A 20,368-nucleotide genomic window follows, 5' to 3' on the forward strand; every position below is an offset into this window, starting at 1 on the left:
CGCAGCCGTCGTCCCCCGCCGCGGAGCCGGGATCGCCGGACGCCGCGCCCGCGCCCGCGCACGACGAGCCGGAAGACGTTTTCCCCGCCGCGACCATGCTGGTGGACGACCTGACCACGCTGCTGGCCTATTTGCAGGTCGAGCAGACGCCCGCCGAAAAAGAGCGGCTCTACGAGCGCCTGCAAATCGACCTCGCGCCGCACTGGTTGGGCGGCAGCCACCCGGCGCGGGTGGCCCTGCTGGTTAATCTGGCGGGCGGCATGGGTCTGGCGGCCAGCGAAGGCGGCGTGCTAAAACCTGTACCCACCAATGCGCGGCGCTGGCTCGACCAGGGACGGCCCCGCCAGGTGCGGGCGCTGGCCGAAGGCTGGCGCGAAAGCACGCTCTATAACGATCTGTGGCATACGCCCGGCCTCCAACCGGAGGATACCGGCTGGCGCAACGATCCGCTGCTGGCGCGCCAGACCGTGCTGACCTATCTGGAGATGGTCCCACCGAACGACTGGTGGGAAGTAGAGGATCTGGTCAGCGCCGTGCGCACCGACGATCCCGACTTCCAGCGCCCCGCCGGGGAGTACGAAAGCTGGTACATCCGCGACGCGGCGACCGGGAACTATTTGCAGGGCTTCGAATCGTGGGATCGCGTGGATGGCGCGGTGCTGCGCTTCATCCTGACCGGGCCGATGCACTGGCTGGGCCTGATCGATCTGGGCGACGATGGCGTGTTTGCGCGGCTGACGATCTACGGGCGGGCTGTGTGCGGCGAGACCGACTGGCCCGATCCGCAGGACGAGCGCACTCCGGCGACGATCCAGACGGACGGCACGATCCTCGTGCCGCGCGCCGCCAACCGCTACGAGCGTTTTCAGCTCGCGCGCATCACCGACTGGCGCAGCGCGGGCGATCCGTACACCTACGCGATGTCGGTCGCCTCGCTTCAGCGGGCGGCGCGGCAGGGCCTCAAGCCGGACGCGATCCAGGCATTTCTCAAGCGGGCCAGCGGCGACGCCGTGCCCGAGCCGGTGACGCGGATGCTGGCCCAGTGGGGCGCGATGGGCAAAGCGGACGTGCAGATGTCGCAGGCGACGATCCTGCGCACGTCCACGCCCGAGGCGCTGAAAGTGATCCTTGAAACACCCGAGCTGCGCCGGTATCTTGGCGCGGCGCTTGGCCCTACGGCGGTCATCGTGCGGGCCGGGCAGGAAGACGACCTTGCGGCTGCGCTGCAACAGCGCGGCATTCTCGTGGAGCGCGACTCGTAAATGGTGAAAACAACCGGTCCGGCCCGTCTCGCGGGCACGACTTCGATCCCACAATCGCTGCTGGATACCTTCGCCGCCGTCTATCCGGGCCGCACGCCGGACGTGATCGCGCGCGCGCCGGGGCGGGTCAACCTGCTCGGCGGGCACGTGGATATCCACGAAGGATTGGTGCTCAACATCGCCATCGACCGCGACATCTGGCTGGCGGCGGCGCGTGGGGACGGCGACCGGGTGCGGCTGCACGCGGCCAATCTGGACACCTCGACGGCATTCTCGCTGGCCGGGGTCGAAGCGCACCGCACGCTCGACGGCGACGATCTGCCGCGCTGGGCGGGATACGCGGCGGGCGTGGCCTGGGCGCTCCAGCGGCTCGGCCTGGACGTCAGCGGCATCGACGGCGTGATCCAGGGCAGCGTGCTGATGCGCGCCGGGCTGAGTTCGTCGGCGGCGGTCGAAATCGCCTATGGCCGGGCGTGGCAGGCGTTGGGCGGCTGGACCGTCAACCCGCACGATCTGGTGCTGGTGGGGCAGGCTGCCGAGCGCGAATACATGGGCCTGGGCACGGGCGTTCAGGACCAATATACGGTCGTGCACGCGCTTCAGGATCACGCGCTGACGCTCGACTGCCGCACGCTGGAACACAGGCACAACGCCTTCACCGACCACGCCAAAGTCGTCATTTGCGACACGAACACCCGCCGCGAGCTGGTCGGATCCAGCTATAATACCCGCGCCCGCGACGCGCATGACGCCGCCGCGATCCTGCGCGAGATCGATCCGGCGGTCAAGACCCTGCGCGATGCGAGCATGCAGCACCTGGACGACGCCCGCGCGCGCCTCACGCCGGACCAGTTCCGGCGCGCCAAGCACGTCATTACCGAGATCGCCCGCGTGCGCGACGGCGCGGCGGCGCTCGACGCCGGAGACAGCGCCGGGCTGGGCGCGCTGATGAACGACTCCTACTGGAGCGCCCGCGACGATTACGGCAGCAGTTCGCCCGCGCTGGACGCGATGTGGCAGGCGGCATCGTCACACCCGGGATGCCACGGCGCGCGCTACAGCGGCGGTGGCGAGGCGGGCGCGATTGTGGCGCTGGTCGATGAGGATGCCGTGGAAGAATTCATCGCGCAGACCGCGAGCGCATATACCGCGTCCAGCGCGCACGTGGGCAGCCTGTTCGCGGTCGAAGCGGCCCAGGGTGCAAGCGTGCTGGACTGAACACCGCACTAGGCGGTAAGGAGGGACGGCTGGGGGGCCATATGTCGCCATCCAATGCACAGGATTACGCGAGCAAATGGACAGAATTCACCCGCTTGAGCACCACGCAGGATACGCTGGCGCGCGAGCGAGGACGGCTGCGGCGCTGGCTGCTGCTGCCTTATGTCGCATTTGTCATTCCGATCGACGATCCCGCCGTGCGCGCCCGGCTTTTGACGTGGCAGCAGGCGTTGGCCCCGTGGCTGAACTATACGATGGCCCCGGATCAGCTTCATATTACGCTGCACCACGCGGGAACGCTGCGCCACAGTTTGCTCAAGGGGCTGCCGTATACGTGGCGGCGAGGGGCGCTTCCCGCGCTGGCCCGTCGCGCCCAACCGACGCTGCAAGACTTCAACCGGTTTACGGTGCGGCTCGGCCCGTTGAATTCATTCCCGAACGCGCTGTTTGCCGAGGTTCATGACGACCGCGAATGCCTGCGGGCGATGCGGCTCAAGCTGCGCCGCTCGCTGCCGGTTCAGGCGCGCCCGCCGTCGGCGTGGTCCTACCTGCCGCACGTGACGCTCGGGTTTTGGGGCAAACAGCCCGCCGCGCCGCTGGTCGATTTGATGGAGACGTTCCGCACCGTAGACCCAATCGAGTGCGAAGTGCGGCGTGTGAAGTTCACCATTTACGAGCGCGATACCCTGCCGTCCAGCACCGACTTGCTCTCTGCCGCACGCGAAACGGTGATCGCGGAATTTACCCTTCAGGAGCGGCCTGACTGAACGACCTGCCTCCTGCCAGGAAGGATTTACTCCATGCAGGATCCTATCCCTGCTCCTAACGCACCTGCGGCTGGCGCACCCCAACGGTCGCTCGCCTCGCGCATTGCGGCGCGTCTGGCGGCGGTCGCCGTCGGGCTGATCATGGCGTGGCTGCTGCTCGAAGTGCTGCTGCGCGTGCTGTTCTTTTCGCTGCCTCCCAAACTCCAACTGGGTCTGGAGCACGTCAAAATCACGCCTTTCAGCGACACACGCCTGATGCCCGATCCGCTCTGGCAGGCGGATATCGACTACCTGACCATCGCGCGGCCCGTGACCGACTTCGACCAGTACGGCAGCGCCGACGTGCATTTTAAGGTCAACACGGCGACATTATGGGGCCAGCGCGGCGCATTCCGCACCACGCAAGACGCCGTCGATCGCTACGTGGATGGCGTGGCCGTGGGCGACTCGTTCACGTTCTGCTTCACCGATGATGCGGACTGCTGGGTGCAGGAGCTTGCCACGATCACGGATCGCAACCTGATCAACCTGGGCGTGGTCAGCACGGGATCGGTCAGTCATCTGCGCATATTGGAGGCCTTCGGCGCGCCGCTCAAGCCGCCGCTGGTGCTGTGGCAGTGGTACGGGAACGACGCCAACGAGGATTACGGCCTCGCCCGCCTGCGCGACGAAACGCCCGCGCTCTCCGAAGACGCCGGAAACACGTCGTCGCGCTCGTGGCCGGACGAGAACTCGGCGGTATACGTGACGATTAAGCTGATCACCGGGCACGACGACGAATACGAAGATTCGCTGCAGTTCCTCGATCCGAAGACCGGCGTCGAGGGGAGCATCCGGCTTGCGTTCGGACGGCCCTACCTGTGGGGCGCGTTCGACCTCTCGCTGCCTGCCAATGCGTACGGCTGGCAGCGCAGCCAGCAGGCGCTGCGTGACGCGCAGTCGCTGGTCGAAACGTGGGACGGATCGCTGGTCGTACTGCTGATGCCCACCAAGGAGCAGGTCTACCGCACCCTCGCGGAGCCGTTGGTCGGCGCGGATCACATGGCGCTGCTGGACGACAATTACGCCGCCATGCTCGACTTCTGTGCACAGGCCGATCTCACCTGCATCGACCTGCTGCCCGTGTTCCAGACACACGCCAAAGCCGGGGAACAGCTTTACTACACGACCGACATCCACCTCAACGCGGCAGGCAACGCCGTGCTTGCGGATGCCCTGGCCGAGTGGCTCGACGCGCATCCTGAAATTTTCTCTGCCACGCCCTAACGCGGAAGCCCGCCAGGGCGCTGCCCCTGTGACCCAACTAAAAAACGCCGGAGCGTTACGCAACGCCCCGGCGTTTTTGCATTTCGTGTTCCACTACGTGTGCCTGAAGACAGGACAGGTTTATAACCTGCCCGCCTTTGTTTTCGCCTTTTGCCTTGACCAACAACTAAAAACTAACGACTAAAAACTGCTTTACTCCGCCTGCCGCATCGCGTCCTTGATCGACACCAGCGGCCACATCGGCAGGATGTCCATCGTCTGATCGTCGCGGTAGCCGTGAATGTAGCGGAAGTAGCCCGCCGCCGCGATCATCGCCGCGTTGTCCACGCACAGCTTCATCGGCGGCACGCGCACCGGGACCGGGCTGCGGTCGTTCATCGCGGCGCGCAGCGCCTGGTTCGCGCTCACGCCGCCCGCGATCCAGATTTCCGTCGCGCCGTGTTCCCGGGCCGCGTGCACGGTCTTATCGACCAGCACGTCCACCACCGCCGCCTGAAAGCTCGCCGCCACGTCCGGCACGTTGACGTCGTCGCGGCGCTGCGTGGAGGTCATGCCTTCGCCCTTCGGCGGACGCGGCCCCTCGTGCGGAGGCTGGACGGCGCGCAGCACGGCGGTCTTCAGGCCGGAAAAGCTGAAGTTATACCCCTCGCCGGACAGCGCGCGTGGAAAGTGGTACGCGGTGGCATTGCCCTCGCGCGCGGTACGCTCGATCACCGGGCCGCCCGGATAAGCCAGCCCCAGCAGCCGCGCCACCTTGTCGTAGGCTTCGCCCGCCGCGTCGTCGATGGTGCTGCCCAGCACGGTGTATTCGCCGTGCCCCGTGATCAGCACGATCTCGCTGTGCCCGCCGGACACGATCAGGCACACCACCGGGAACGTGATCGGCGTCTCGCGCTCGATCAGCCACAGCGAATAGACGTGGCCCTCCAGGTGATTCACGCCCACGAGCGGCAGGCCGCGCCCCAGCGCCAGCCCCTTGGCATAATTCACGCCCACCAGCAGCGATCCGGCCAATCCCGGCCCGCGCGTCACGGCCACCGCGTCGATGTCGTCCAGCGTCACGCCCGCGCCGTTGAGCGCCTGCTTGACCACGGCGCTGATCGCTTCGATGTGCGCCCGCGAGGCGAGTTCGGGGAAGACGCCGCCGTACTGCGCGTGCAGGTCGATTTGTGACGCGACGACGTTCGACAGCATGGTATGCCCATCCACCACCACTGCCGCGCTGGTTTCGTCACACGAAGATTCGATACCCAGAATCGTTGTCATAGCTCATTCCAACTACGTTGAGATGTCGATGTGTTTGTGGAGAGAGAATAGATCGCCGGAGGGGGTCACGTCAACCCTTTGCGACGGAGGCGCGCAGGATCAGTTTGCGCAAGTTCACCAACTTTTAAGGGACAAGCCGTCCACGACCTGGAAGTGCGCATCACGTGTCAACAGGGTCAGGCCGTACTGTATGGCAACGGCTGCGATCCAGATGTCGTTTTCAGGGATTGGGCGACCTTTGACACGCAGCACATGCCGGATCTGTGCGTAGTGTTTGGCCGTCACGGTACTAAGCTCAGGATCACACTCTCAGACACCAGATCGTCAACAATTTTCGTGTTCTCTGCGACACGCCCGGAGTTGGCCGCGCCGTAGTACAACTCGCCAATCACGATGGCGGGAATATACAGTTCATCATCTGGCTGTAAGAGACCCAGGAATCCGGGATTCTTCTTCTGAAGTGCGACGATGGCATTGGTATCGAGCAGCTTACCACTCATCAGGGTTTATCCGCTCGAGGTCTTCCATCGCCTGTTCCATGCGCTCGATGTCCTCCAACGGAATGCGTCCGGCGAACTTCAACAGCGCCTCGACAGATGCGCCGCGTGGGCGCTCCAGGTCCTGCACAAACTCGAGAACCTTCTGCTGCTGGTCTGTATCCAGCCGGGATACGCGGTCGATAATTTGCTGTGCGAGTGTGGCAAACATACGCCCTCCTCGGTTGTGCTTTACCTTCCTGCGTTTTAGTGAAGGAAACCGGGCGATCAGGTCGCCCGGCATCAGTCGCTTTCCAGGGACGGCTTGCGATTCTGGAACATCAGCCCGAAGCCGCGCCGCGTCACCAGATAATCGTGGCCGGGATCGGCTTCGAACAGGCGCTTGCGCAGGCGGCTGACCAGCGCGTCGATCGTCTGGTCGGTCACGTCCTCGTCCGATCCCCACACGTGCTCGCAGATCTCCTCGCGCGTGACGATACGCCCCGCGTTTTCGACCAGCAGCGCCAGCAGTGAAAACTGGTTGGGGCTGAGCGGCGGGTAGAGCGGCACGCCGCCCACGCTGACCCGCGCCGCGTCCACGTCCAGATCCAGGCCGGGCGTGGTCACCTTGACCAGATCGATCTGCGCGGTGGTGGCCGGATCGTCGAACACCCACTGGCACACCTGCGCGAACGACACCACGTCCCCTGCGCGCAGGCGATACTGTTCGCCGGGCTGCAAGCGCCGCCCGTTAACGAACGTGCCGTTGGTGCTGCCCAGATCTTCGAGGAAGATATTCAGGTGATCGCGGGTGAGGCGGGCGTGCAGGCGCGAAATCCCGGTGCTGTCGAGCACGTAGTTACAATCGCGCGACCGCCCGATCTGGTACGGAAACGCGTCCAGCTCGACGGCTTTTCCGGCGTGATCGCCGTCTTGAATCAAAAAACGTTGGCTTGAAGGCATCTTTCTATTTCCTGCCGAGTGCCAAAAGAGAGTCTTGTGTGCCTAGTATCCGGTAAGAGCGCGCCGGGCTTCTGGATGCTTCTACAACGACATCCCAACGCCGGGCTGATGTGACGTCCGGCGCTTGTCAGGCGTTACCCTACGGATGGCTGACGCCTCTATGATACGTCGGTTTCGTCTTCTTCGCCCATCTCCAATTCAAGCTCCCCGGCGGCCCCCAGCCCGATGCGGCCTTCCAGCCGGGCCAGCGCATCGCGTAGGAGCTGCTGGCGCAGGCTGCTGGTCACGTCGCCGCGCGTACGCTCCAACACGCCGCGCACGGTATCGGTCCGGCGGCGCAGCCCGCCCGTGATCGCGTCGGGGAAATCGAACGTGATCAGCACGCCGTAGATGGCATCCATCGCGGCCAGCAGGCGCTCGGCTTCGTCGGAGTGGCCCTGGCGCAAAATGTCGAGGATCTGGCGGCGCAGCTCGGTCGCGGCCTCGGCCATACCGTTCAGGTACGTCGCGGCGTCCACGTCCAGCGTTGCAGGCGTGGGCAGCGCCTCGCCGCGCACCAGCGCATACGTCGCGTTCGCCTCGACGAACTCCTTCAACGCGTCCTGGGTGTAGCCGGAATAATACAGATCCGGGTAATCGGCGACGGCGGCGCGCATCTCGTCGGCGGACTGGCGGGCGGTGTCCAGGCGCTGCTGGGCCTCGTCCCATTCGCGGCGGTGCACGGCGCGGATCGCGTTGGCGCAGTAGCGGATCAGCGTGCGCGACTGGTTGATCGCGGCGTCACGGGCGGCGTTTTTGGCTTCAAACGTAGCGCGGATGCCTTCCGCGATGGTGTCGATGGCTTCGTAATTGGGATTACTCATTTTCCGGCTCGCCTTCAGGAGCATCACCCGGCTCGTCCGAGTCGGTGCGAATGGTGCGGAACAACTGGTCGGCCAGGGAGGGCGAGCGCGCAGGCAGCACGATCTCGCCGTGCTGCTGCTCGTACCGCGCGATGTTTTCCTGCAGCGCGCGCAGCAGCATCTTGGCGTTGGCGGGCGTCAGCACCAGCCGCGAGCGCACGCGCGCTTTGGGCACGTTGGGCAAAATCTGCGCGAAGTCGAGGAAGATCTCCCACGGTGAGTGCGAGATTATCGCAAAATTGGCGTAGGTGGCGGGCAGATCGGCGGGAATTTCGAGATTAAGCTGGCGCTTTGCGCCCTGCGCGGGCGGCTTGCTCGGTTCGGTCATACGTGGAGCCTTTCATCGATGCCCAGGCGGGCAGCCAAATAACAGGCACTTACAGGATAAGAAACAGCCGTGAAGGCGAACCCGTCCGGCTGTCTGGTCGAGCAATAGCAATCACCTTCGGGCCGTGCGCCGGCTTAGAAGGGCAGATCCTGCGCGTCGTCGGGATAACCACCGCCCGCACCCTGATCCATGCCCATCGCATCGCCGCGCTGGCCCAGGAACTGCACGTCCTGCGCGGTCAATTCGAGCGTGGCGCGCGGCTGGCCGTCCTGGCCCGCGTACGCCGACGCATCGACCGTACCGGTCACCATAATCTGCATGCCCTTGTGCACGTACTGGTTCACGGTTTCGGCCAGCGCGCGCCAGGCCGTAACCCGGAACCACGTCGTCTGCTCGCGCCGCTCGTTGCTGTTGCGGTCGGTCCAGCGCCGCGACACCGCCACGCTGAAATCGCATACCGCCACGCCACTCTGTGTATAGCGCATTTCAGGCTCGCGCCCAACGTTACCGATAATGATCGTGTACTGGTACCCGGCCATCGTCTGCTCCTTCCGCCGTGTAATGCTAGTGGGGATGATAGGTGAAGTACGCTCACCTGTCAAAATGAGTTGGTAAATTATAGCGTAATTAGAACGTTTGTTCAAATTTCAATGATGTTTTTTGGCGCTGTGCCCGCTTTTGGCGATTTTGACAACTATACGTTTTGAGTCGGCTGGTGTATCCTCCAATCATCAAATGATCATATGATCATATCAATGATGCGATCTTAGCCTATTGATTTTATTCCGTCCGACTCTTAGTGCCTGGGCCTGCCGCTCCCCAAGAGGAAATCGACCATGACCATTGACGCGCAATCCCCCGACTATTTCCTGGACAGCTTCCCCCGCGATGAGTTCCCGCAGTACGTCTGGGACCCGCGCCCGGAGGGGTTACCCGCCGAGGCGTGGACCACCGAAACCACTCATCGCGACGGGCAGCAGGGCGGCATCCCGCTGACGACCGAATCGAGCCTGACGATTTACGACATCCTGTGCCGCTTCACGGGCAGCAGCGGCGCGATCCGGCAGGCGGAGTTTTTCGTCTACCGTCCCTCGGACCGGGCCGCGCTCGAAGGCGCATTGGAGCGCTACCAGGACGGCGCGCCCATCCAGCCGACGACCTGGATTCGCGCCGCGCGTAAGGACGTCGAACTGATCGGGGCGCTGGGCGTGCGCGAAACGGGCATGCTCGCGTCCATCTCGGACTACCACACCTTCCACAAGTTCAATCCCGGCGGGCGCGAACAGGCCGCCAAGACCTACCTGGACGCGGTGCGTATGGCGCTCGATGAGGGCATCCGCCCGCGCCTGCACCTGGAAGACGCCACCCGCGCGCCCATCGATTTCATCGAGTACTTCGTGAACGCCGTGCAGGAGATCTGCGCGCCGTCCGGTGTGCGGCCCAAGTTCCGCGTCTGCGACACCATGGGCCTGGGCCTGCCCTACGACGATGTGGAACTGCCGCGCAGCATTCCGCGCATCTTCAAGCGGCTGCGCGCGCTCGGCCTGGAGCCGGAAGAACTCGAATTCCACCCGCACAACGATACGTGGCTGGTCGTGCCCAACTGCCTCGCCGCCGTGCGCGAAGGCTGCGCCGCGATCAACGGCACGTCGCTGGGCAAGGGCGAGCGTACCGGCAACGCCCCGCTGGAAGCCGTGCTGCTGCACCTGATCGGCATGGGCTACTTCAAGGACGGCAAGCCCGATTTCACCGCGCTGAACGATCTGGCCGACTTCTACGCCAGCATGGGCGAGGGCGTTCCGGCCAAGTATCCGCTCTATGGCCGCGACGCGCACCGCACCCGCGCGGGCATCCACGCCGACGGGCTGAACAAGTTCTGGTGGATGTACGCGCCGTTCAACGTGCCCGCGCTGCTGGGGCGTCCGCTGGAAGTCTCGCTGACCAAAGACAGCGGCCTCGCCGGGCTGATCTTCGTCATCAAGCAGCACCTGGGCATCGATCTGGCGAAGGACGATCCCGGCCTGCAAAGCGTCTACGACTGGATGGTGTCTGAGTTCGATCACGGGCGGCAGACGGCGATCGAGTGGGAGGAACTCGCCCCGGTCGTGGCGCAGTCGTTCGGCGTGGCGATTGGCGACTAGCAGGGAACAGGGGTTTGGGATTAGAGATCGGGGAAAAGTACCTCACTCCGGCAGCAAATCCCGATCCAGGGTGTCTTGTAGGGGCGGGTCTGTTACCCGCCCATTTTTGTGCGCCGTTACCCCTTTTTCGCCCAAAGGTCCGGTGATACACGTATCGTGTTTTTGTAGGGGGCGTATCGCAATACGCCCCTACGAACGTCCGATCCAGAAACGATCCGTTTCACGGGGCGTTTTCCACCACACGATCCGTAGGGGTAGAGCTTGCTCTACCCGGCTTTGTTGACAACGGGCGATGCAAGCATCGCCCCTACGAAAGGCAGAGTCGTCTGTCGCGCCGCTGAATGCTTAACTTGCTGTATATGGGGCGCATAACAATACGCCCCTACGACGACCCCTCTACACCACCCAACAAAAAACGGGCGGCCCCCATACCGGAAACCGCCCGTGCATGTCCGTATGAATAGATCCGCGCTTATCGCCGCGCCTCTAACTGCTCGGCCAGCAGCCGCTGGATCGCCTGTGCGTCGCCCTTGCCGCGCAGCGCCCGCATCACCTTGCCCATCAGGAACTTGATCAGCTTGTCTTCGCCCGCCAGATAGCGCGCGACCTCGTCGGGATTTTCGTCCAGCGTCGCCCCGACCGCCTCCGCCAGCACGCTTTCGTCGCTGACCTGCGCCAGCCCGCGCTGCTCGACCAGCGCCGCCGGATCGCCGCCCTCGGCGTAAATCGTCTCCATGAGCTGCTTGGCGACGTTGTGATTGATCGTGCCCTGCTGCACCAGCGTCACCAGCTTGGCGAGCGCCTGCGGCGTCAGCTTGATCCCGCCGATGTCCTCGCGCTCGCGGCCTTCCTGGTTCATCAGCCGGAACAGGTCCCCGGTGATGTAATTCGCTACCTGCTTGGCATCGCCGCCCGCCTGTACCGCCGCCTCGAAGTACTCCGCGACGGCCCGTTCCGCGACCAGCACCACCGCGTCGTAGCGCGTCAGGCCCAGCGCCTCGATGAAACGTGCTTCCTTCGCGTCGGGCAGTTCCGGCAGCGCCGCGCGGACGCGCTCCACCCACTCGCGGCTGATCTCCACAATTGGCAGGTCCGGCTCCGGGAAATAGCGGTAGTCGTCGGAGCTTTCCTTGACGCGCTGCACGACCGTCACCTGCCGGGCTTCGTCCCATCCCATCGTGGCCTGCTGCACCTCGCCGCCCGAATCCCAGACTTTCGCCTGCCGTGCGATCTCGTACTCCGTGCCGCGCGTCAGGGCGCGGATGCTGTTCAGGTTCTTGATCTCGGTGCGCGTGCGCAGCTCGTCGGAACCAACCGGGCGCACGCTGACGTTCGACTCGAAACGCAGCACGCCCTTGCTCATGTCGCCGCTGTTCACGCCCAGGTACTGCAAAATCGTGCGCAGCTTGCGCGCGTAGGCTTCGGCCTCGTCCGCGCTGCGCATATCCGCCTCGGACACGATCTCCAGCAGCGGCACGCCCGCGCGGTTGAGGTCCACGAGGCTGTGCGCGCCTGCGTGCGTCAGCTTGCCCGCGTCTTCTTCCAGGTGCGCGCGGCGAATCCCGATGCGCTTGGTCGAGCCGTCCGGCAGATCGATGTCCAGCCAGCCATTGATCGCCAGCGGATACTCGAACTGGCTGATCTGGTAGCCTTTCGGCAGATCGGGATAGAAGTAGCTCTTGCGCGCGAACTGGTTGAAGGCGGGGATCTCGCAGTGCAGCGCCAGCCCTACCATCAGCGCAAACTCGACCGCCTGCTGGTTGATAACCGGCAGCGCGCCCGGCATGCCCAGGCAGACAGGGCACACGGCGCGGTTCGGCTCGCCGGTGGTGCTGTCCACCACGGCGCAGCCGCAGAACATCTTCGAATGCGTTTCAAGCTCGGCGTGAACTTCCAGGCCGATCACGGGTTCGTAGGCGGTCATGAGCGGATCTCGTTTTGGTCGCGTGTGGTCACTAGACTTGCGGATTCCGCCTAGAGCATAGCGCAGTTAGGGGCAAAGCTCAACGCCGCCGCGTTGTCGAAAATGACATAATCACTCGTCATCAAGAGGCGATTTAATGAAGTCTAGGAAAGCTTTTGCTTCACGAGAAAGAAATGGTCGATTATCCGTAGGCGGCAGCACGCGAGGTGTAGGAACAATGTTTGTAAGAAGACCCCATTGATGCAAATCGTGAACCATCTGAAATACCATGCTCATCCGTCCCTGCATTTCAGGATAAGTACTCTCCACAAGAGGCATGAGTCGATCTTGCTGGCTTGCTAGCGTTCGCCAGCCTGGATTAACAAGACGAAGTTCGGGGATGTCTTGTCCACTAGCAAACAGTGCGAGAATTTTGATGTGCCACTCCGTCAATCTATCTAGCCATTCAATGAATATCTTCTGCTGAATATCATCAGGCGCATTAGGTAAAGCAGCATTCAAGACAGCATTGCGTAATGCGCGCCGTTTCTCCTCTCGATGGGCCATAAGGGCTATACGCGTAGCATGAAGTAGTGTCGTAACAAACGACTCGTTATTTGGAAGTTCCTCGATCTTAAAGCTATCTACTTTCTCCTCTAATGTCCTCAGCCCATCAGCAACGGACTTCATCCACTCCGCTTGGCGTTTTTCGAGGGGTGGGGCAATGATAAAAGCAAAAACCTCTGCCGCAGGTCCTCCAAGCACGGGAATCATCGAAGTCACTGCTTTGAGCGCCATATGTCCCGCATCGCCCACACTTTGCTCTGGCACCTCGTATCGATCTTCGTCTGTCATCGCCGTTTCCTTTCGCTGAATGGTTCTGTTTTCAGCATAATACAAAATCATGCTGTTACAAAGAACTAGCTTACATATAAGAAATGCCTCAAAAACCCCTGGCCGCGCTTTACGTTCCCTGCCCGATCCGCTACAATCGGCGGTAACAGAAGCGAACAGGGTAGGAAGCAGACCACTATGGCGATACGTCCCATTATTTATCCCGATAATCCCATCTTGCGGAAGCGCGCATACAAGGTGACGAACATCGCCGATCCGGTGCTGCAAACGCTGATCGACGACATGATCGAAACGCTGATCGACGCGCCCGGCGTGGGACTCGCCGCGCCGCAGGTGGCCGTCAGCCAGCGTGTGATCGTCGTGCGCCTGCCGGACGATGAAGAATCGAAGGAAGAATACGGCGATCAGGCCGGTATTCTGTACGTCGTCATCAACCCCGAAATCGTGCGCGAATCGCGCGAGACGATAGACGGCATCGAAGCGTGCCTGTCCATCCCCGGCTATTACGGCGAGGTCGAGCGTAAGACGGCGGTAACCGTGCGCGGCGTGGACCGCAACGGCAAGGAAATCCGCATCAAGGCGAAGGACTGGCTGGCGCGCGTCTTCCAGCACGAGATCGATCACCTGGATGGCGTGCTGTATATCGATCACGCCAAGCGTATGTGGCGCGTCCGTGAAGACGAGGAATACGACGAGGAAATCTCGCTGCGCAGCGAGCCTGCCGAGGTCGAATCGGGCGAATAGCCGCGCCGCATTTTCAGTCATACCATCAAAAAACGCTCCGGTGTCGTCGTGACCCGGAGCGTTTTTCGTTCGCCGTAAAGCAGCGCGATCCGCGCCGCCTCGAACACTCTAGCCGATCGGCGTCAGCGTTTGCAGGTACGATCCGCCGTCCGTCACGCCCTCGACGGCCCAGCCGGTGCGCCCGTCATCGGCGCGCACGCGCCACCACGTCAGACTGTCCGCCAGGATCGGGCCTTCCATGATATTCACTTCCGAGCCTTCCGGCAGTGAAAACAGTACTGCATACGCAGTCCCCGCGCCGCTGCGGACGCGCAGCTCGTCGCCGTCGGTCGTGGTGACCGCCGCGCGCGTGCCCACGGCCAGCACGCCGGATACCGGGGTCACTGTGGGCGGCACGAGCGGCGTAGCCGTCACCGCCACCGGGCCGGGCAGGGTCGCGGTCGGCATAATGGGCGGCTCGCCCAGCAGCGTGAGGGACGCGAAGGGCGTCAGCGTCGGATCGCCCGTCAGCGGCGTGGCCCACACGACGCGCCAGAAGCCCCCGGCCATATCGGTCCACGCGACGAACTCGGCGGGAGTGAGGCTGTCGCCGGTAAAGCGGTGATAGCGGACTTCGACCGGGCCGCCGGAGGAGGAATTGCTCGCAAAGACGTAGCCGTCCGGCGTGCCCCACACCTCGTAAGTATCCATCGGCGGCAGCGCGGCAGCGGCCCCACTGCGATCCACCACCGCCCACGAGGTATTGCCGTCCGAATCGGAGAGCATCACCGCGACCTTACGCCCGTCGTCCACGAACCGCGCGTTCATAGGAATCGTGCCGTCTTGGAAGAAGATCGGGTAGCGGTCGCCCGCCTTGTTCGAGTACATCGCCACGTTAAAGGCCGGACCCGGTCCGACCGGCAGCGTGACGGGGTAGGCGTCGTCGGCGTCCACCCAGATCACTTCGCTGTTCGACAGCAGCACATCGAACCCGCTCTTGCCATACGGACCCTCGTCCCGCACCGTGCCGTCGGTCAGGTTCCAGACCACGCTCAGATATTCCGGTGCGCCCTCGGAGGCGTAATAAACCGGCGCGAACGTGATCAGGCCGGGGAAGGTCGCGGTCTTCATCTGGAAGGTGCGGATGTACGGCAGCACGTTGGACAGATCCTCGCCCAGCGCGGCCACCTCGGCGCTGTTGGCGTCCAGGTGATAGAGGATCGCGCTCGTGTTCATCTCCATCACCACCACTTCCCACGACGGGCGCGTATCCGCCCCGTCGAAGCCGTAGTGATTGATGACGCCAAACGCAAGCTGCGTGCCGTCCTCGCTGAACCCGTACTGTTCCAGCGAGCACCCGAGAACCGGGCCGGACGAAATGTAGGCGGCGATATACACGCCCGCGTAGACGTCGTACACGCGCACGCTGGACGCGCCCGCGTCGTCGGTGAGGCAGGCCGCCAGCAGCCGTCCATCGCGCGAGAACGTCACGTCAATGGGATAGTTCGATGTGCCGGGCGGCAGCGGGAATGCCATTTCGACGGCGGGCGCGCCGTCAGGAAAGACGTGCACCAGTTGGCCGGTTTCGGCGTTGTACGCCCATGCCGACCACGATCCGCCTGCGTAAGCGGTCAGTGTGCCGGGCAGCGGCGCGGCAAGGACGCTCGCCACAGCCATCAGCAGGGCAAGCAGCAGCGGTAGAACTTTGCGCGTCATGAGTGGACTCTCCAACATAAGGGGACATTTTCCTTCTTGGCTGTTCTTATTGTAGAGGAAGACTTTCATTAATTAAGTATGGAAGTTATAAAAACGTGAAAAGCGAGGGACTACCCCTCCAGAAGCGGTAACAACCGGTCCAGAACGGCAGTGAGCGTCTGGTCTGGCACACGATCGATAAACTCGGCCTGCCGCGCATGCCAATCGAGGCTTTTGACCTGATCGGAAAGCACGACCCCCGTCACTTGCAGGCCCTGCGGGAGCGGGACTTCAAAAGGATAGCCCTTGATCCGGCTGGTGACGGGGCACAGAATCGCTAAGCTCGTCTTGCTGTTATAGGCCTGGGGGGAAAGCACCAGGGCAGGACGCCGCCCGGCCTGTTCGTGCCCCTCCTGCGGGTCAAACTGGAGCCAGACGACGTCCCCCCGATCCGGTACATAGGCCATTTACCATGCCTCATTTCCGACCGCCGGGCCGGTCTGGATTTCGCCGTGCAGATTGTCAGGCGTGATCTGGGCCAGCAGTTCGTCCAGCGTGGGCTTAGGGCGGGCCGCAGGCGAGATCACCAGCTTGCCGTCTTCCAGCGAGATTTCGACGAGGCTGCCCGTTCCCAGCCCCGCTTCGTCCGCAACAGCTTTCGGGATGCGCAGGGCCAGACTGTTGCCCCACATCTTGATTTGAGTGACCATATCCAGCCTCCATGTGTCTACATTGTATATACATTATAGGCACGTTCGCCTGGAAGTCCAGCCCTATCCGTCAGCCGGGCAGCGGCCAAGCGCCGCGCGGACGCATTGTGATTTGCCGCACCGCCTTTTATAATCGCCCGGCATGAGCAAACTCTTCTCTCACACCCTGTTCGGATTTCGCCTGCGCACGCTGGCGATCCTCGCGGCACTGGGGCTGGCGGCACTGCTGGCGCTGGCCGCCGACCTGCACTTTCACGGTCAGGTCTACAATCTGTTCTGGAACGTCACGGGCGAGACGAAACCCGCCAAGCAGCTCCTCGGCTTCGGGCAGTACCTCGTGCGCTTCACCCGCCAGCAGCCGGACACGGAACCCTACGCGGCCTTCGAGCACAACAACGTGAATCCGTTCGGCGTGAACACGTTTCTGGAGCAGGAAGTCGAGCCGGAAAAACGCGAGCGTCAGGTCCAGATGATCGCGGACGCGGGCTTCCACTGGATCCGCCAGCAGTTCACGTGGCAGGACATCGAGATCGACCACAAAGGCAATTTCATCGACCGCCGCGAAGGGCGCGACCTCAACCTGGACGGCGTCGTCAGCGCGGACGAAGAGGTCAGCACGTGGGAGAAGTACGACGACATCGTGCGGCTGACGGACGAGTACGGCCTGGAAATCATCGCGCGGCTGAGCACCCCGCCCGCGTGGAGCCAGCCCGAAGGCACGACCAACGGCTTCACTCCGCCCGCCGATTTTCAGGATTACGTCGATTTTGCGACGACCGTCGCCGCGCGCTACCAGGGCCGCATCCACCATTACCAGATCTGGAACGAGCCGAACCTCTACCCCGAATGGGGCGATCAAACGGTCAACGCCGAGGCCTACACCGACCTGCTATGCCGCACGTATACGGCGCTGAAGGCGGTCGATCCTGAGATCGTCGTCATCACTGGGGCCATCGGGCCGACCATCGACCTGAGCGGCACCAACGCCTACGACCTGCTCTATTTGCAGCGCATGTATCAGGCCGGGGCGGGCGACTGCTTCGACGTCCTCAGCGTGCAGGGCTACGGCTTGTGGAGCGGCCCGACCGATCGGCGGCTGCGGCAGGTGACGATCAACTTCCCGCGCCAGGAATGGATCCGCGACATGATGGTCGCCAACGGCGACGCGGACAAGCCCATCTGGATCAGCGAAGTGGCCTGGGATCCCGTGCCGTATTCTCCGACGACCATCGCGGACCTGGACCGCTATGGCATCGTCACGATGGACGAAGCGGCAGCGTGGGCCCCGCAGGCTTACGAGCGCGCGCTGGACGAGTGGCCGTGGGTCGGCGTGATGGCGTACTGGTACTTCAAGCCCGCCGACGAAACGAACATCGGCCAGAGCTGGTACTACTTCCGCCTCGTCGAGCCGGACTTCACGCCCACGCCCGTCTATGACGCGCTGAAGGCATACATCACCGGGACGCAGCCCAAGACCATCGGCCCCGGACGGCACGGCACGGTCAGCGGCGCGCTGATTCAGCGGGAAGCGGGCGCGGAATCGCGCACGTACCGCATCGACGGCACGGACGTATCGCTGTGTTACGCCGCGCTCGATACGCCGATGGCCGTTTACATCCAGCAGGGTGACACGAACCCTCATTCCATTACGCTGCCTGCAGGCGAAGAAAGCTGCGTTGCCGTCGCGGAGGATCTCGGCCCCGGCACACATCTGCTCACGCTCACCGCGCCGGAATGGACCGGGCTGGACAGCCTCGCTATCGTGGACCGGACGTGGCGCACTGCGCTGCCGTGGCTGCTGGCGGGTGGATTGGCCGCGTTCGGCATCCTGATCGTGCTCGGCGCGGCAGTGGTGGGGCGCTTCCGCGCATGACCACCGCGCGCGGGCCTCGCTGGACGTTCCCGGCGCTGGCGCTGATCGTGCTGCTCCTGGCGGCGGGGTTACGCTTCCACCTACTCGGCGCGCAGTCGTTGTGGAACGACGAAGGCAACAGCCTGCGGCTCGCGCAGCGCAGCGTGAGCGACCTGATCGACGCGGCGGGCCGCGATATCCATCCCCCCGGCTACTATCTGCTGCTCAAAGCCTGGATCGCGGGCGCGGGCACGACCGAGTTCGCGCTGCGGGCGCTCTCCGCGCTGGAGGGGCTGATCGCCGTCGCGCTGGCAACCGCCCTGGGCCGCGCCCTGTTCGGACGATCCGCCGGGATCGCCGCCGGGCTGCTGGTCGCGCTGAGTCCGCTGGCCGTGTACTACAGCCAGGAAACGCGCATGTACGCCCAGCTCGCGCTGCTGGCCGCCGCGAGCATGTGGATCTTCGTCGTCTGGCTCCGGCGCTTCAGCGCGTTTTTGGACGAAGCTCCCCCTCCCTCGCTTTCTTTGCCGGGCTTTCTTTCGCGGAAAGAAAGCCGCGCTTTTTTCTGGCTTCTCGCTCTGGGACTGTGCAACGCCGCCGGGATGTACACGCAGTACTCGTTCGCGTTCACGCTGGCGGCGCAGGTCGTGTGGCTGCTGGTCTGGAGCGCCGTGCGCCGCCTGGACCGGACCGCGCAGCGCGCCCTGATCGCGTATGGCGCGGCGGGACTGCTGTCGCTGGCACTGTTCCTGCCCTGGCTGCCGACCGCGTGGGATCAGGTGACGACGTGGCCGCGCACGGGCGTTGAGATAGCCGTCAGCGAACAGGTGCGCGCCGTGCTGACGTGGATTACGGTCGGGAACACGGCGGGCACGGTCGGCTGGGCGATTCTGCTGCTCCCGCTGCTGCTGGCGGCGCTCTCGCTGATCCCCCCGCGCGGATCGCGGCGCAGCGCGTACGCATGGCGCGCGGGCCTGCCGCTGGCCTGGGCCGGGATCGGTGCGGCGGCGTTGGTCGCCTCCGGCGCGTACCGCGAAGCGAACCTTAAATTCCTGCTGCCCGCGCAGATCGCGCTGGCGGTGAGTCTGGGCGGCGGATTGTGGCGCGCATGGCATGTCGTGAGCGGACCTTACCCCCGCAGGGGCGTGCAATACGCCCCTACCATAACTCGAATCTTGGTCCTGGCCCTGACCGGCCTGCTGGTCGCCGGGCAGATCGCGGCCCTCGACGCGCTGTACACCGATCCGGCCTACGCGCGCGACGACTACCGCGCGATGGCGGCGCGCATCACGGCGCAGGCACGCTCCGGCGACGCCGTGATCCTCGACGCGCCCAATCAGGCCGAGGTGTTCAGCTACTACTATCACGGCGCGGCGCAGGTCTACGAGCTGCCGCGCGGCCTGGGCGGGGACGACGACGCAACCCGCGCCGAAGTCCGCGGCGTGATCGCGGCCCACGACCGGATCTGGGTGCTGTTCTGGGGCGAGGAGGAGCGCGATCCGCGCCGCGTGGTGCAGGCCACGCTCGACGCGGAGACGTTCCCGGTGCGCTCAACGTGGCACGGCGACGTGCGGCTGGCCGAATACGCCGTGCTGGCGGAACCGCCCGCCGCGCCGGACGTGACGCTGGACGCGCGGTTTGGAGATCGCGTGGCGCTGGACGGCTATGCGCTCAGCAGCGACCGCGCGCTGCCCGGCGACGTGGTCGGCGTGACGCTGTTCTGGCGCACTGACGCACCGCTCGACGGGCGCTACAAAGTCACCGTGCAGCTTCTCGCGCCGGACGGATCGCTGGTCGATCAGCACGACGCGGAGCCGGGCAATAACCAGCGCCCCACCATCGCGTGGGAACCCGGCGAGACCGTGATCGATCTGCACGGGCTGGCCGTGCCGCCGGACGCCCCCTCCGGCGACTACGTGATCATCGTCGGCGTGTATGACGCGGCGAACCCTTCGCAGCGGCTCCCCGTGACCGGCAGCGGCGCGACGGGCGATCACCTCGACCTGGCCGTGCTGCCCGTGCGCTGACGCCCCTCGCGCCC

21 protein-coding genes are annotated in these 20,368 nt (G+C 64.3%); 8 read left to right on the forward strand and 13 right to left on the reverse strand.

Translation table 11 applies throughout. From position 1 onward, the window contains the following. From V7116_RS06440 to V7116_RS06455, 4 genes are all read left to right on the forward strand, one after another. On the forward strand, window positions 1–1,262 hold a 1,262-nt coding region (locus V7116_RS06440; RefSeq protein WP_324391071.1), incomplete at its 5' end, for a helicase-associated domain-containing protein. Then, window positions 1,263–2,480 carry a galactokinase gene (gene galK, locus V7116_RS06445; protein ID WP_324391072.1) on the forward strand — a complete coding sequence of 406 codons (1,218 nt, stop codon included), beginning with the start codon at window positions 1,263–1,265 and terminating at the stop codon, window positions 2,478–2,480. A 41-nt stretch (window positions 2,481–2,521) separates the two neighbouring features. Continuing rightward, window positions 2,522–3,247 (forward strand): 2'-5' RNA ligase family protein, encoded by a 726-nt coding sequence (locus tag V7116_RS06450; protein ID WP_324391073.1) that lies wholly within the window; start codon window positions 2,522–2,524, stop codon window positions 3,245–3,247. 33 nt (window positions 3,248–3,280) lie between these two features. Next, window positions 3,281–4,513: an alginate O-acetyltransferase AlgX-related protein gene (locus V7116_RS06455; RefSeq protein ID WP_324391074.1), complete on the forward strand. Its 1,233-nt coding sequence runs from the start codon at window positions 3,281–3,283 to the stop codon at window positions 4,511–4,513. A gap of 192 nt (window positions 4,514–4,705) precedes the next feature. Here the strand turns inward: V7116_RS06455 and tsaD are convergent, their stop codons facing one another. The 8 genes from tsaD to V7116_RS06490 form a co-directional block, all read right to left on the reverse strand. Continuing rightward, the gene (gene tsaD, locus V7116_RS06460) at window positions 4,706–5,779 is read right to left on the reverse strand and encodes a tRNA (adenosine(37)-N6)-threonylcarbamoyltransferase complex transferase subunit TsaD (protein ID WP_324391075.1); all 1,074 of its coding nucleotides are present in this window, start codon (window positions 5,777–5,779) and stop codon (window positions 4,706–4,708) included. 114 nt (window positions 5,780–5,893) lie between these two features. Further along, window positions 5,894–6,064, reverse strand: coding sequence for a PIN domain-containing protein (locus tag V7116_RS25730; protein WP_349258455.1), 171 nt, complete (start codon window positions 6,062–6,064; stop codon window positions 5,894–5,896). Continuing rightward, window positions 6,061–6,279 (reverse strand): PIN domain-containing protein, encoded by a 219-nt coding sequence (locus tag V7116_RS06465; protein ID WP_324391076.1) that lies wholly within the window; start codon window positions 6,277–6,279, stop codon window positions 6,061–6,063. Before V7116_RS06465 ends, V7116_RS25730 begins: the two co-directional genes overlap by 4 nt. Beyond that, window positions 6,269–6,487 (reverse strand): hypothetical protein, encoded by a 219-nt coding sequence (locus V7116_RS06470; RefSeq protein ID WP_324391077.1) that lies wholly within the window; start codon window positions 6,485–6,487, stop codon window positions 6,269–6,271. The genes V7116_RS06465 and V7116_RS06470 overlap by 11 nt, the downstream gene beginning before the upstream one ends. A gap of 71 nt (window positions 6,488–6,558) precedes the next feature. After that, on the reverse strand, window positions 6,559–7,218 hold the full coding sequence (locus V7116_RS06475) for an FHA domain-containing protein (RefSeq protein WP_324391078.1): 660 nt from the start codon (window positions 7,216–7,218) through the stop codon (window positions 6,559–6,561). 158 nt (window positions 7,219–7,376) lie between these two features. Then, window positions 7,377–8,081, reverse strand: coding sequence for a hypothetical protein (locus V7116_RS06480; RefSeq protein ID WP_324391079.1), 705 nt, complete (start codon window positions 8,079–8,081; stop codon window positions 7,377–7,379). Further along, window positions 8,074–8,448 carry a DUF3467 domain-containing protein gene (locus V7116_RS06485; RefSeq protein ID WP_324391080.1) on the reverse strand — a complete coding sequence of 125 codons (375 nt, stop codon included), beginning with the start codon at window positions 8,446–8,448 and terminating at the stop codon, window positions 8,074–8,076. Before V7116_RS06485 ends, V7116_RS06480 begins: the two co-directional genes overlap by 8 nt. 134 nt (window positions 8,449–8,582) lie before the next feature. Beyond that, the gene (locus V7116_RS06490; protein ID WP_324391081.1) at window positions 8,583–8,987 is read right to left on the reverse strand and encodes a single-stranded DNA-binding protein; all 405 of its coding nucleotides are present in this window, start codon (window positions 8,985–8,987) and stop codon (window positions 8,583–8,585) included. Window positions 8,988–9,284: 297 nt separating this feature from the next. Here V7116_RS06490 and V7116_RS06495 point away from each other — a divergent pair, with 297 nt between their 5' ends. Continuing rightward, the gene (locus V7116_RS06495; RefSeq protein ID WP_324391082.1) at window positions 9,285–10,589 is read left to right on the forward strand and encodes a hypothetical protein; all 1,305 of its coding nucleotides are present in this window, start codon (window positions 9,285–9,287) and stop codon (window positions 10,587–10,589) included. Between the two features lie 472 nt (window positions 10,590–11,061). Here V7116_RS06495 and gatB read toward each other — a convergent pair whose 3' ends face one another. Further along, window positions 11,062–12,513, reverse strand: a complete 1,452-nt coding sequence (gene gatB, locus V7116_RS06500) for an Asp-tRNA(Asn)/Glu-tRNA(Gln) amidotransferase subunit GatB (protein WP_324391083.1) — start codon at window positions 12,511–12,513, stop codon at window positions 11,062–11,064. Window positions 12,514–12,624: 111 nt separating this feature from the next. Next, the gene (locus V7116_RS06505; protein ID WP_324391084.1) at window positions 12,625–13,347 is read right to left on the reverse strand and encodes a hypothetical protein; all 723 of its coding nucleotides are present in this window, start codon (window positions 13,345–13,347) and stop codon (window positions 12,625–12,627) included. Window positions 13,348–13,524: 177 nt separating this feature from the next. On the opposite strand from V7116_RS06505, the gene def reads away from it, so the two are divergent. Next, entirely contained in the window at window positions 13,525–14,091 is a 567-nt protein-coding gene (def, locus tag V7116_RS06510; RefSeq protein WP_324391085.1) for a peptide deformylase, read from the forward strand. Between the two features lie 108 nt (window positions 14,092–14,199). On the opposite strand, the gene V7116_RS06515 is transcribed toward def, so the two are convergent. The 3 genes from V7116_RS06515 to V7116_RS06525 form a co-directional block, all read right to left on the reverse strand. Further along, window positions 14,200–15,786 carry an SH3 domain-containing protein gene (locus tag V7116_RS06515; RefSeq protein ID WP_324391086.1) on the reverse strand — a complete coding sequence of 529 codons (1,587 nt, stop codon included), beginning with the start codon at window positions 15,784–15,786 and terminating at the stop codon, window positions 14,200–14,202. Between the two features lie 110 nt (window positions 15,787–15,896). After that, window positions 15,897–16,232, reverse strand: coding sequence for an endoribonuclease MazF (gene mazF / locus V7116_RS06520; RefSeq protein ID WP_324391087.1), 336 nt, complete (start codon window positions 16,230–16,232; stop codon window positions 15,897–15,899). Then, window positions 16,233–16,475 carry an AbrB/MazE/SpoVT family DNA-binding domain-containing protein gene (locus V7116_RS06525; protein ID WP_324391088.1) on the reverse strand — a complete coding sequence of 81 codons (243 nt, stop codon included), beginning with the start codon at window positions 16,473–16,475 and terminating at the stop codon, window positions 16,233–16,235. A gap of 142 nt (window positions 16,476–16,617) precedes the next feature. Here V7116_RS06525 and V7116_RS06530 point away from each other — a divergent pair, with 142 nt between their 5' ends. Continuing rightward, the gene (locus tag V7116_RS06530) at window positions 16,618–18,348 is read left to right on the forward strand and encodes a cellulase family glycosylhydrolase (RefSeq protein WP_324391089.1); all 1,731 of its coding nucleotides are present in this window, start codon (window positions 16,618–16,620) and stop codon (window positions 18,346–18,348) included. Next, window positions 18,345–20,354, forward strand: a complete 2,010-nt coding sequence (locus V7116_RS06535) for a glycosyltransferase family 39 protein (RefSeq protein WP_324391090.1) — start codon at window positions 18,345–18,347, stop codon at window positions 20,352–20,354. The genes V7116_RS06530 and V7116_RS06535 overlap by 4 nt, the downstream gene beginning before the upstream one ends. The last annotated feature ends 14 nt before the right edge of the window (window positions 20,355–20,368 follow it).

This window comes from Aggregatilinea sp. (assembly GCF_036822615.1).
In the GTDB taxonomy this organism is placed as follows: domain Bacteria; phylum Chloroflexota; class Anaerolineae; order Aggregatilineales; family Aggregatilineaceae; genus Aggregatilinea.